17 protein-coding genes are annotated in these 11000 nt (G+C 54.8%); 7 read left to right on the forward strand and 10 right to left on the reverse strand.

The window, feature by feature from the left end:
• Positions 1-79 precede the first annotated feature (79 nt).
• The 10 genes from tatC to hisB are packed head-to-tail and all read right to left on the reverse strand — an operon-like array spanning position 80 to position 5571.
• Positions 80-1003, reverse strand: a complete 924-nt coding sequence (tatC, locus tag BOW52_RS05320; protein WP_078483059.1) for a twin-arginine translocase subunit TatC — start codon at positions 1001-1003, stop codon at positions 80-82.
• A complete protein-coding gene (gene tatB / locus BOW52_RS05325) occupies positions 1000-1398 on the reverse strand; it encodes a Sec-independent protein translocase protein TatB (protein WP_078483060.1) in 399 nt (132 codons plus the stop codon). The genes tatC and tatB overlap by 4 nt, the downstream gene beginning before the upstream one ends.
• A 53-nt stretch (positions 1399-1451) precedes the next feature.
• Complete coding sequence (gene tatA, locus BOW52_RS05330; RefSeq protein WP_078483061.1) at positions 1452-1679, reverse strand: Sec-independent protein translocase subunit TatA; 228 nt, start codon at positions 1677-1679, stop codon at positions 1452-1454.
• Between the two features lie 21 nt (positions 1680-1700).
• Positions 1701-2036, reverse strand: coding sequence for a histidine triad nucleotide-binding protein (locus BOW52_RS05335; protein ID WP_078483062.1), 336 nt, complete (start codon positions 2034-2036; stop codon positions 1701-1703).
• Positions 2033-2353: a phosphoribosyl-ATP diphosphatase gene (locus BOW52_RS05340; protein WP_078483063.1), complete on the reverse strand. Its 321-nt coding sequence runs from the start codon at positions 2351-2353 to the stop codon at positions 2033-2035. The genes BOW52_RS05335 and BOW52_RS05340 overlap by 4 nt, the downstream gene beginning before the upstream one ends.
• Position 2354: 1 nt before the next feature.
• A complete protein-coding gene (gene hisI, locus BOW52_RS05345) occupies positions 2355-2744 on the reverse strand; it encodes a phosphoribosyl-AMP cyclohydrolase (RefSeq protein WP_078483064.1) in 390 nt (129 codons plus the stop codon).
• Positions 2745-3518: an imidazole glycerol phosphate synthase subunit HisF gene (hisF, locus tag BOW52_RS05350; protein WP_078483065.1), complete on the reverse strand. Its 774-nt coding sequence runs from the start codon at positions 3516-3518 to the stop codon at positions 2745-2747.
• A gap of 5 nt (positions 3519-3523) precedes the next feature.
• Complete coding sequence (gene hisA / locus BOW52_RS05355; RefSeq protein WP_078483066.1) at positions 3524-4264, reverse strand: 1-(5-phosphoribosyl)-5-[(5-phosphoribosylamino)methylideneamino]imidazole-4-carboxamide isomerase; 741 nt, start codon at positions 4262-4264, stop codon at positions 3524-3526.
• Between the two features lie 42 nt (positions 4265-4306).
• On the reverse strand, positions 4307-4954 hold the full coding sequence (hisH, locus tag BOW52_RS05360; RefSeq protein WP_078483067.1) for an imidazole glycerol phosphate synthase subunit HisH: 648 nt from the start codon (positions 4952-4954) through the stop codon (positions 4307-4309).
• A 23-nt stretch (positions 4955-4977) separates the two neighbouring features.
• Positions 4978-5571, reverse strand: coding sequence for an imidazoleglycerol-phosphate dehydratase HisB (gene hisB / locus BOW52_RS05365; protein WP_078483068.1), 594 nt, complete (start codon positions 5569-5571; stop codon positions 4978-4980).
• Between the two features lie 174 nt (positions 5572-5745).
• Here hisB and BOW52_RS17865 point away from each other — a divergent pair, with 174 nt between their 5' ends.
• The 7 genes from BOW52_RS17865 (at position 5746) to BOW52_RS05395 (ending at position 10973) form a co-directional block, all read left to right on the forward strand.
• Complete coding sequence (locus tag BOW52_RS17865; protein ID WP_320416259.1) at positions 5746-6222, forward strand: cyclic nucleotide-binding domain-containing protein; 477 nt, start codon at positions 5746-5748, stop codon at positions 6220-6222.
• A gap of 60 nt (positions 6223-6282) precedes the next feature.
• The gene (locus BOW52_RS17870; RefSeq protein WP_320416306.1) at positions 6283-6522 is read left to right on the forward strand and encodes a helix-turn-helix domain-containing protein; all 240 of its coding nucleotides are present in this window, start codon (positions 6283-6285) and stop codon (positions 6520-6522) included.
• A 9-nt stretch (positions 6523-6531) separates the two neighbouring features.
• The gene (locus BOW52_RS05375) at positions 6532-7275 is read left to right on the forward strand and encodes a helix-turn-helix domain-containing protein (RefSeq protein WP_078483069.1); all 744 of its coding nucleotides are present in this window, start codon (positions 6532-6534) and stop codon (positions 7273-7275) included.
• A gap of 506 nt (positions 7276-7781) precedes the next feature.
• Positions 7782-9206 carry a cytochrome-c oxidase, cbb3-type subunit I gene (gene ccoN / locus BOW52_RS05380; protein WP_078483070.1) on the forward strand — a complete coding sequence of 475 codons (1425 nt, stop codon included), beginning with the start codon at positions 7782-7784 and terminating at the stop codon, positions 9204-9206.
• Positions 9207-9227: 21 nt separating this feature from the next.
• Positions 9228-9938 (forward strand): cytochrome-c oxidase, cbb3-type subunit II, encoded by a 711-nt coding sequence (gene ccoO, locus BOW52_RS05385; RefSeq protein ID WP_078483071.1) that lies wholly within the window; start codon positions 9228-9230, stop codon positions 9936-9938.
• Positions 9931-10137: a cbb3-type cytochrome c oxidase subunit 3 gene (locus BOW52_RS05390; RefSeq protein WP_078483072.1), complete on the forward strand. Its 207-nt coding sequence runs from the start codon at positions 9931-9933 to the stop codon at positions 10135-10137. The genes ccoO and BOW52_RS05390 overlap by 8 nt, the downstream gene beginning before the upstream one ends.
• A complete protein-coding gene (locus BOW52_RS05395) occupies positions 10134-10973 on the forward strand; it encodes a c-type cytochrome (RefSeq protein ID WP_078483073.1) in 840 nt (279 codons plus the stop codon). The genes BOW52_RS05390 and BOW52_RS05395 overlap by 4 nt, the downstream gene beginning before the upstream one ends.
• Positions 10974-11000 lie beyond the last annotated feature (27 nt).

The following is an 11000-nucleotide window of genomic DNA, read 5'->3' on the forward strand; positions in this document are numbered from 1 at the left end:
AAAGAGAAACCCACCAAGGGCGCAGCAGTTAAGTTCTTGGGCATATATTGGGTATCACTTCGTTCAACCCAAGCTACGACTAACTCTTCTTTGGCGTCTCTTCCTCATCGTCGTCGTAAAACGCCTCTTCGGCCTCAATGCGGTCGAGCTCTTCGTCCATCTCTTCGTCGCTCATCGGTGTAAAACGCGCCTCACCGGACTCATCAACGTCGCTCTCCGCCTCTGGATCGATCAACCCCTCATCAATCTCACGTTTACGTTTGCGCTTGACCAGGATGCGTGAGTACCAGACTCCGACCTCAAACAGAATCCACATCGGAATCGCCAGCAGGGTCTGAGAGAAGATATCGGGCGGGGTGAGCAGCATGCCAAAGATAAAGGCGAAGACGATCACATAGGGGCGTTTCTCGGTCAGACTTTCCGGGGTCGTCATACCGGTCGTGACGAGCAGAATGGTGGCAATCGGCACCTCAAAGGCGAGACCGAAGGCGAAAAAGAGCTTCAGTACGATCTCCAGATAGCGTCCAATGTCGGGCATCATCTGCGCCCCTTCCGGTGTGTAGCCAACCAGGAATGGGAACATGATCGGGAAGACGACAAAGTAGGCAAAGGCCATGCCAGCATAGAAAAGCAGCGAGCTAGAGGCCATTAGTGGGAATACCAGCTGGCGCTCGTGCGTATAGAGGCCCGGTGCGATGAAGCCCCAGACCTGGAGCAGGATGAAGGGCATCACGATGTAGATCGAGAGAACCAGGGTCAGCTTCATCGGCGTAAAGAAAGCGTCGATCGGGCCGGTGACGATCATCGTCGAACCGGTCGGCAGACTCTCCAGCAACGGTCCCGCCACAATCACATAGATATCGTTAGCAAAGGGAAAGAGGCCAAGAAAGAGGACCAGTATCGCTAATACAACCCGTAGTAGGCGATCGCGTAGTTCAAACAGGTGGGAGACGAAGGGTTGTTCGTTGACCTGGTCGTCAGGCGTAGCGCTGTTCTCACTCATTTAGCGCTCGACTCCTCACTCGTAGGCTCTTTTGTCTCAGGGCTGTTGCCGCTCTTATCGTCCGACTTGGACGATATATCGGCCAGGGTATCGGCGATCTCATCACCATCGAGAATCTCAAGATTCTCATCCAGTGCCGCCTCATCGAGTGCGGTGCTGGTCTCATCGTAGATCTCGTGCAGACCACTGCTATCGGCCTGCTCCTTCATCATGCGCTGTAGATCTTCCGCCTTAATCTCACGATCGATATCGGCCTTCACCGAGGAGACAAAATAGCGTGCCTTGCCGAACCAGTGACCGGCGGTACGCGCCACTTTGGGCATGCGTTCAGGACCGACGACCAGCAGCAGTACGACGCCGATCAGAGAGAGCTCCATGAAACCGATATCAAACATGGTCTAGTTACCCAGCGAGGAGTTTATTGGTGGATATAACGCGCAGCAGCTGCTTAGGCGTTTTTATCCTTCTCCTCTTCGGTGACCTCACCCTCGATGATGTTATCGGACTTCTCATCGATCTTGGCCTGCTTAGCCTCGCCCTCCCCATCCTTCACCGCGCTCTTAAAGCTCTTGATCGCACCACCGAGATCGCCACCCACATTACGCAGCTTCTTGGTACCGAACAGCAGCAGTACGATGACCAGAACGATAACCAGTTGCCAGATGCTAAAACCCATAATTAATTTCCTTCAGTTGTGTCAGAAGCCCGGCAGGTCGTCGCCGCCAAGCAGGTGAATATGGAGATGGAAGACCTCTTGGCCACCACCCTTACCGGTGTTGATAATGGTACGAAAACCGGTCTCTAGCCCTTCGCGCGCCGCCAGCTCTGGCAGCAGTCGCAACATGTGCGCCATCAGCGCATCGTGCTCACTATTAATACCATTTAAACCCGTAACATGAATACGGGGAATTACCAGAAGATGCACTTTCGCCTTCGGGTTGATATCACGAAACACCACCACCTGATCGTCCTGATGGACAATATCAGCCGGTATCTCACCTGCAACGATCTTACAGAAGAGGCAGTCGCTCATTTGTTACCCCGACTCGCCTTCTCTTCAATCCCTGAGAGTCCGAAACGGCGATCAAGTTCATCGAGTACGGCGTGGTGGTCGATATCGAGATGTTTGAGCATCACCAGGGTATGGAACCAGAGATCAGCCGTTTCATAGACCACCTGCTGTTCAACCCCATCCTTGGCGGCGATCACCGTCTCGGTCGCCTCCTCACCCACCTTTTTCAGGATCGAGTCGAGGCCCTTGGCGTAGAGAGAGGCGACATAGGAGCTATCGGGCTCCGCCTGCTTGCGTGCCTCTAGTACCTCGGCGAGTCGATCGAGTACGTCACTCATGCTATTTACCGTAGATATCCTTGGGATCTTTAAGCACCGGATCGGCCTCAGTCCAGTGTCCTGCATCGAGTCGTTTATAAAAGCAGCTGCGTCGTCCGGTATGGCAGGCGATATCACCGATCTGATTCACCTTCATCAGCAACACATCACTATCACAGTCGACACGAAACTCTTTGACCTGCTGCACATGGCCCGACTCTTCGCCCTTGCGCCACAGCTTGCCGCGTGAACGTGACCAATAGATGGCACGTCCCTCTTCAACTGAAAGCGCCAGCGATTCACGGTTCATCCAGGCAAACATCAGGATCTCGCCCGTCTCAGCATCCTGGGCAATTGCGGGTAGCAGACCGTCACTATCCCACTTAATCTCGTCGAGCCAGGCGCTGCTCATCTAGAGTCGCACCTCGATACCGGCGCTCTGCATGCGATGCTTGCACTCCTCAACGGTGTGCTCGCCGAAGTGGAAGATACTTGCCGCCAGCACCGCATCGGCGTTGCCTTCGGTCACCCCCTCGACCATGTGGTCAAGGTTACCGACACCGCCCGAGGCGATTAGCGGCACGCGCACCACACGACTGATGGCGCGGTAGAGCTCATTATCAAAACCAATCTTGGTGCCATCGCGATCCATGCTGGTGACCAGCAGCTCACCGGCGCCAAAGTCGACCATCTTCTCGGCCCACTCCAGTGCATCGATTCCGGTTGGCTTGCGACCACCGTGGGTAAAGATCTCCCAGCGTAGCGGCTCACCCTCTGCGCTAACACGCTTGGCATCAATCGCCACTACGATGCACTGCGAGCCAAATTTCTCGGCCGCCTCTTTAACAAATTCAGGGTTAAACACCGCTGCGGTATTGATACCGACCTTGTCGGCGCCGGCGTTAAGCATGCGACGAATATCGTCGACGTTGCGAATCCCACCACCGACGGTTAGCGGAATAAAGACCTGTCCGGCCACCTGCTCGACCACGTGTACGATCGTCTCACGGTCATCGGAAGAGGCGGTAATATCGAGAAACACCAGCTCATCGGCACCCTGCTCGTCGTAGCGACGAGCAATCTCGACCGGATCACCCGCGTCACGGATTTCGACAAACTGTACGCCCTTCACCACACGACCATTGTCGACATCGAGACAGGGGATAATGCGTTTTGCGAGTCCCATCTGAATTAGTCGGCCGCCAGCTCATCGGCGAGCTGCTGACCTTCAACAAAGTCGAGCGTACCTTCATAGATGGCACGGCCGGTGATCGCACCAGTAATACCCTCATCAGCGACCTTGGCCAGATCACGAATATCATCGAGATTGGTGATACCGCCCGAGGCGATCACCGGAATATGGATCGAACCAGCCAGCTTGGCGGTCGCCTCAACATTGACACCGTTCATCATGCCGTCTCGGCCGATATCGGTATAGATGATTGCTTCAACACCGTCTGACTCGAAGTGCTGCGCCATGTCGATCACATCGTGGTGGGAGAGCTTCGACCAGCCATCAATCGCCACCTTGCCATCTTTGGCATCGAGGCCGACGATGATGTGGCCGGGGAAGTCGAGACAGAGATCGTTGACAAAATGCGGCGCACTGACCGCCTTGGTGCCGATAATCACATACTGCACACCAATATCGAGGTAGGACTGTACCGTCTCCTCATCGCGAATACCGCCGCCAATCTGGATCGGCAGATCGGGGAATGCCTCGGCAATGCGGCGCACCACATCTCCGTTAACCGGCTTGCCGGCAAAGGCACCGTTCAGGTCGACCAGGTGCAGGCGCCGTGCGCCCTTCTCCACCCACTGCGCGGCCATCTCCACCGGATCATCGGCAAAAATAGTCTCATCTTCCATCTTGCCCTGACGCAGGCGCACACACTTACCGTCTTTGATATCGATCGCGGGAATTAAAAGCATCTCAACATCCTCTCCAACTTTTGAAGATTATCATTATGGGTCTCAGTCACTCTCACCATTCCAACGCAGGAAGTTGGCGTAGAGCTGCAGTCCGGCGTGCTGACTCTTCTCTGGGTGAAACTGTACTGCAAACAAATTGCCACGCGTTACCGCTGAGGTAAATTGGGTACCGTAGTCAGAACTCGCGGCCGCCAGCGACTCATCGGCCACCTCTACATAGTAGCTGTGTACGAAGTAGAAGCGGCTATCCTGGGCAATCTCACGCCACATCGGATGCGCTACCCGCTGGTGAACCTGATTCCAGCCCATGTGGGGAATCTTCAGCTCCGCGGTAGCAGTTGCATCGAAGGCATCACCAAAGTAACGCACCCGACCCGGCAGCATACCGATACACTCAACGCCGCCGTTCTCCGCGCTCTCATCAAGCAGCGCCTGCATACCCACGCAGACACCAAGCAGTGGTTTATTCTCAGCCACCTCGCGCACCACCTGATCGATGCCGAGACGTTTGATCTCACCCATACAGTCACGGATGGCACCAACACCCGGCAGAACCACGCGGTCGGCTTTGAGGATCTGCGCGGGGTCGCTTGTAACCAGCACACGCTCGCCATCGGCGACATGCTCCAACGCCTTGGAGACGGAGTGGAGGTTACCCATACCATAATCGATGACTGCGACGGTGCTCATAACGGGTCCAGAGATATTGTGGCTTAGAGACTGCCCTTGGTCGATGGCAACTGGTCACCCATGCGGCTATCTGACTCAATCGCCATGCGAACTGCACGCCCAAACGCCTTGAAGATCGTCTCGGCGATGTGATGACTGTTCACACCACACAGACTATCGATGTGCAGCGTTACCAAGGCGTGGTTAACAAAACCCTGGAAGAACTCGTGGAAGAGATCGGTCTCAAAATCACCGATAGAGGCACGCGGAAACGAGACCCCGTACTCCATGCCGGGTCGGCCTGAGAAGTCGATTACAACGCGGGAGAGCGCCTCATCGAGCGGCACATAGGCGTGACCATAGCGATAGATACCTTTTTTATTACCCAGCGCCTGGGCAAAGGCCTGGCCGAGGGTAATACCGATATCTTCAGCGGTGTGGTGTCCATCGATGTGCAGATCACCCTTGGCTTCGATCTCGAGATCGATCAGACCGTGGCGTGCCACCTGGTCGAGCATATGCTCAAGGAAAGGGAGTCCAGTATCGAACTGTGACTTTCCGCTGCCATCCAGGTCGATCTTGACCGTAACCTGGGTTTCGAGCGTCTCGCGATTTACGGTGGCCTTACGTTCAGCCATAGCTCTCTTCTCTGCGCTAGTAGGGGCAATCTGCCCCGAGGAAAAATTAAAGCGTAAGCATACCCGGAACCGTCGCGGCGGGAAACACACTAACCTATATTATGAACCACAATTGATTAACCCTGCTGCATCTGTTGGAATGTGTGCAGCAGAATCGAGCAGAAACCCCACATCATGAGCGCACCCAAAGAGAAAAAAGTCGTTGATCTCACAGGTCTGAATGTCGCTTGCAAGGATTGCAGCCTGCATCAGCTCTGCCTGCCGACCGGTATCAGTAAAGATGATATGGATCGCATCGACGAGATCATCCGTCGCCGTCGTCCGATCGCCCGCGGTGAGACGCTGTTTCGTGCGGGTGACTCGTTTCACTCCATCTACGCAGTGCGCTCCGGTTCGATCAAGACCTATACACCCAACCGTGACGGCCTCGAGCAGGTGACCGGTTTCCATCTCCCAGGTGAGATGGTCGGACTCGATGCCATCAGTGACGGCGCCCACCCCTGCACCGCCAAGGCGCTGGAGACCGCCAGCCTTTGTGAAATACCGTTCGATGAGCTGGAAATCCTGAGTCACGGTATCCCCAGCCTGCAGCGCCAACTACTCAAGATCATGAGTCGCGAGATTCTGCACGATCACAACCTTCTAATGTAAATCGGCAAGAAGAGCGCCGAGGAGCGCCTTGCCAGCCTGCTGCTCAGCCTCTCTGATCGACTGCAGCAGCGCGGCTTCTCCGCCCACAAATTCAACCTCAGCATGTCTCGCAACGATATTGGCAACTATCTCGGCCTCGCGGTTGAGACCGTCAGTCGCCACTTCAGCCGTTTTTGCGATCAGCACCTGCTGACGGTCAATCGTCGCAGTATTCAGATCAACGATCTTGAAAAACTGAAAGAGACGGCGGGTGAGCTGCTGCCCCAGTCAGAGCCCACCTTCCCAGTGCACACCCGCTAAAGCCTCGCCATGAGCAAGCATGCTAAACCCCTGATTCTCGACCACTGTAACCATAAACACACCTCCAACGAGGTTGCCTGTGATCTCTGCGCGCTCTATGGCATCTGTCGTGTAGCTGGCCTGGAAAGCGACGACCTGGAGCAGCTAGACAAGGTCGTTAAACGCCGTGAAACAGTAAAGCGCGGGGCGGTCCTGTTTGAGGAGGGTGAGCCCTTCCACGCCATCTACGCGATCAAGTCTGGATCGTTCAAGAGCAGCTGCGGCAGCCAGGATAAACGACCTCGCGTTACCGCCTTCCACTTTTCCGGTGAGTTGATCGGGCTCGATGCAATACAGGCTGGCCACTACACCTACAGCGTCACCGCACTGGAAGCGAGCAGCATCTGTCGTCTCGAATTCGACCAGCTAGAGCAGCTCGGCGAACAGCTACCCGCCTTTCAGCAAGAGCTGATTGCCACCCTTAGCGGTCAGCTTTCGCAGCTACAGATCACCGCGCTGATTAATCAGCAGATAGCCAACAAACGCCTCGCCACCTTCCTTCTCGATCTCTCAGTCCGTTTTGCAGAACGAGAGATGCCCGCCTCCACCTTCCGTCTCAGCATGTCGCGCAGCGATATCGGCAACTACCTTGGTCTCGCCGTGGAAACAATCAGCCGTCTCTTTTCGCAACTTCAGGAGCAAAAGGTGCTCGATGTAAAAAACCGCATGATCGAGATCCTCGATCCGGCGGCACTAAGAAAGATCGCCCTCTAACTACCCCCTTCTGAATAGACGTATGAACGACCGGAAACGGTCGATGACACCCTTTATTGTTGTAAGTTCGCAACAAAATAGGGCAAATAGCCAGTTAATTGACAAATATCAATGTTCTGATATCTTTCCAGTCGCTATTATCCCCTTCCGGTATATGGGATAGTTACCACCATAGGTATACAATACCGCGTGCATTGGGTAGGGGCAGCGCAATATTCCTTTTGCAAAATCACGAAACACCCATAGCAGAACAAGAAGTTACAAGGGAATACTCATGTCGATTACTCCATGTAAGCTCACTCGAAAAACGAGGCTACATGGAGTGGTCGATAGAGCGGCCTGAATTTCTTTGAGGCGACCTGAATAACGCATCATTTTGGTGCGATTTCCGTTCGAAGCTAATCTCGAACGTCATTCTGGGAGCCAACACCATTTATTTAAGTAGTACTAGGCAGTAAATCAGCAACACAACTTTTAGTAGCAACAACCTGTAAAGGAGGCATCTCGTGGAAGCGACGCAAGACCAGAAGTATAACTTCGAGGTCGTCAGATGGTTCACCGTCATGGCGATCGTCTACCTCGTCGTGGGCACCCTGGTGGGTGTTTACGTAGCATCAGAGCTGGCATGGCCAGTTCTTAACCTGGATATGGCTGAATTGAGCTTTGGGCGTCTACGTCCTCTGCACACCAATGCCGTTATCTTCGCTTTCGGTGGCTGTGCCCTGATGGCGACATCGTTCTATAGCGTACAGCGTACCTGTGGCGTTTCACTGTTCAGCAACAAGCTGGCATGGTTCGTCTTCTGGGGCTGGAACCTGATCATCGTTTCTGCAGTTATCACCCTGCCACTGGGCATCACCCAGGGTAAGGAGTATGCAGAGCTGGAGTGGCCAATTGACCTTGCGATTGCCGTTGTCTGGCTGGTCTATAGCTTCAACTTCCTGATGACCATCCACCAGCGCAAGAGCAGCCACATCTATGTGTCGAACTGGTTCTTCCTCGGCATGATGGTGATGATCACCTACCTGCACGTGGTTAACAGCCTCGCGATCCCTGTCGGTCTGTTCAAATCCTACTCGGTATTCTCCGGTGTACAGGATGCGATGATCCAGTGGTGGTACGGCCATAATGCCGTAGGCTTCTACCTCACTGCAGGCTTCCTCGGCATCATGTACTACTTCGTACCGAAGCAGGCTGGTCGTCCGGTCTTCTCATACCGCCTCTCAGTTATCCACTTCTGGGCACTGATGTTCGGTTATGTATGGCTGGGTGCTCACCACCTTCAGTACACCGCTCTTCCAGACTGGACCGGTTCTCTGGGTGCGGCTGTCTCACTCGCGATGATCATTCCTTCTTGGGGTGGCGCGGTGAACGGTATGATGACCCTCTCCGGAGCCTGGGATAAGCTGCGTACTGACTACGTTCTGCGCTTCCTGATCATGTCTCTCGCCTTCTATGCCATGTCGACCTTCGAGGGTCCGGTCATGTCATCGAAGACCGTTAACGCCCTCTCTCACTACACCGACTGGACCGTTGGTCACGTACACTCCGGTGCACTGGGTTGGGTTGCAATGGTTGCCTGCGGCGCGCTTTACCATATGGTAATGAAGCTGTGGAACACCGATATGTACTCCTCCAAGCTGGTTAACCTCCACTTCTGGCTCGCCACCATCGGTGCCGTAGTCTACATCATCGCGATGTGGGTATCGGGCATCATGCAGGGTCTGATGTGGCGTAGCTACGACGAGTTCGGCACCCTGACCTACACCTTCGCCGAGTCAGTAGCAGCGATGCACCCCTACTACGCGATGCGTGCCATTGGCGGCATGATCTACTGGTTGGGCGGCGCCATCATGCTCTACAACGTCGTTATGACCATCCGTCAAGCAGCAGGCGCACGTGACACCAGTGCAGCCCCCGCTAACGCCTAAGCCGGAAAGGAGCGAATAACAATGGCAAATCAGATTCATTCAACCAAGCTGCAGGATACGATCGAACGTAAAGTGTTCGTAATGCTCGTATTCCTGCTCGTCCTGCTCTCTGTCGGCGGTATCGTCGAGATCGTGCCCCTCTTCTACCTGAAGGACACGATGGAGCATAACAAGAGCCCTGAGATCGCATGGGAGCGTGGCGACAAGTCATTCAACGACTGGAAGGCAGGCGACGGTGTTCGTCCCTACACTCCGCTCGAGCTGGCTGGCCGTGACGTCTACATCCGTGAAGGCTGCTACACCTGCCACTCACAGATGATTCGTCCCTTCCGTGATGAAAAGGAGCGTTATGGTCACTACTCACTCGCTTCCGAGTCGATGTATGACCACCCCTTCCAGTGGGGCTCTAAACGTACCGGTCCTGACCTCGCCCGCGTTGGTGGTAAGTACTCCGACGACTGGCACATCCGCCACCTGCGCGCTCCGCGTTCTGTGGTTCCGGAGTCGGTCATGCCCAACTACCCGTGGTTTGATGAGAACATCATCGATGGCGATGCTCTGGCAGCCAACATGGGTGGCCTGAGAATGGTAGGTGTTCCATACACCGACGCCGACATCGCCTCTGCAGCCGCTGAAGTTCAGGGCAAGACAGAGATGGATGCGATGGTCGCATACCTGCAGGTCATGGGCACCATGGTCAAGTTCGACGAGACCAAGGACTATCGTGAGTAATCTGAGCGAATATTTTGATACGGACTGGGCGTCGATGACGCTCAACGACTGGGTCGGTTTGATCGTCACAGTCGGTATCTTCCTCCTTATGATCTGGGCCTACGTCTATACGTTCCACCCAGCGAATAAGGAGAAGCTTGAGTCCCAAAAACATATTCCGCTTGATGACGACCGTTTTGATACGGAGGAAAAGAAATGAGTGAAAATAACCCGTTCCCAGGTGAAAACAACACCGGGCATATCTGGGATGACAATCTGCGCGAGCTTCTGAATGAACCACCAGGATGGTGGCGTATCGGTTTCCATGCCAGCTGGATCTGCGTGGTGCTATACACCATCTGGTACCCCTCATGGCCACTGATCGACGGCCACTTCAAGGGTGTCAGCGGCTGGACTTCAATTGGTGAGTACAAAGAGGATCTCAGCGCCATCGAAGAGATTCGTGCTCCCTACGAGGCGAAACTGCAGGGCATGTCAGCAGCCGCTATCCTGGCCGATGACGAGCTCTCCAGCTACGTCAGTGCATCTGCCAAGGTACTGTTCGGTGACAACTGTGCAGCCTGTCACGGCAGCGGCGGCCAGGGTGGTCCTAACTTCCCTGTTCTGGCCGATGATGACTGGCTCTACGGTGGTAGCATCGATGCCATCCAGGCCAGCATCAGCAATGGTCGCCAGGGCATGATGACCGCCCACGGCAAGACCCTCAGCAGCGACGAGGTCGATTCACTGGCCCAGTCTATCGTTGATGGCAATGTCACCGGCAATGCGCTCTACATGGGCAAGGCATGTTTCGCCTGTCACGGTGCAGATGGCAAGGGTATGGCCGCACTCGGCTCTGCCAACCTGACCGATAGTATCTACCGCTTTGCTGGCGATCAGCTCGAGAGCGTCAAGTACACCATCAGCCACGGTGTTAACGACCCTTCAGATGCTGAGACCCGCAACGCTGTAATGCCGAAGTTTGGTGACAAGCTGAGTGAGACCGACATCAAGAAGCTGGCAGTCTATGTCCGTAAGATGGGCGGCGGTCAGTAAGAGCCAAGGATTGGGGCTACGGCGGCT

It is taken from the genome of Solemya pervernicosa gill symbiont, assembly GCF_002020875.1.
GTDB lineage: Bacteria > Pseudomonadota > Gammaproteobacteria.

Excerpts from the sequence above, each read along its gene's own strand:
- BOW52_RS05340 (WP_078483063.1), bottom strand. The coding sequence starts at position 2,353 with ATGAGTGACGTACTCGATCGACTCGCCGAGGTACTAGAGGCACGCAAG.
- BOW52_RS17865 (WP_320416259.1), top strand. The coding sequence starts at position 5,746 with ATGAGCGCACCCAAAGAGAAAAAAGTCGTTGATCTCACAGGTCTGAAT.
- BOW52_RS05335 (WP_078483062.1), bottom strand. The coding sequence starts at position 2,036 with ATGAGCGACTGCCTCTTCTGTAAGATCGTTGCAGGTGAGATACCGGCT.
- BOW52_RS05395 (WP_078483073.1), top strand. The coding sequence starts at position 10,134 with ATGAGTGAAAATAACCCGTTCCCAGGTGAAAACAACACCGGGCATATC.
- tatA (WP_078483061.1), bottom strand. The coding sequence starts at position 1,679 with ATGGGTTTTAGCATCTGGCAACTGGTTATCGTTCTGGTCATCGTACTG.
- ccoO (WP_078483071.1), top strand. The coding sequence starts at position 9,228 with ATGGCAAATCAGATTCATTCAACCAAGCTGCAGGATACGATCGAACGT.
- tatC (WP_078483059.1), bottom strand. The coding sequence starts at position 1,003 with ATGAGTGAGAACAGCGCTACGCCTGACGACCAGGTCAACGAACAACCC.
- tatB (WP_078483060.1), bottom strand. The coding sequence starts at position 1,398 with ATGTTTGATATCGGTTTCATGGAGCTCTCTCTGATCGGCGTCGTACTG.
- hisH (WP_078483067.1), bottom strand. The coding sequence starts at position 4,954 with ATGAGCACCGTCGCAGTCATCGATTATGGTATGGGTAACCTCCACTCC.
- BOW52_RS05375 (WP_078483069.1), top strand. The coding sequence starts at position 6,532 with ATGAGCAAGCATGCTAAACCCCTGATTCTCGACCACTGTAACCATAAA.
- hisI (WP_078483064.1), bottom strand. The coding sequence starts at position 2,744 with ATGAGCAGCGCCTGGCTCGACGAGATTAAGTGGGATAGTGACGGTCTG.
- hisF (WP_078483065.1), bottom strand. The coding sequence starts at position 3,518 with ATGGGACTCGCAAAACGCATTATCCCCTGTCTCGATGTCGACAATGGT.
- hisA (WP_078483066.1), bottom strand. The coding sequence starts at position 4,264 with ATGCTTTTAATTCCCGCGATCGATATCAAAGACGGTAAGTGTGTGCGC.
- hisB (WP_078483068.1), bottom strand. The coding sequence starts at position 5,571 with ATGGCTGAACGTAAGGCCACCGTAAATCGCGAGACGCTCGAAACCCAG.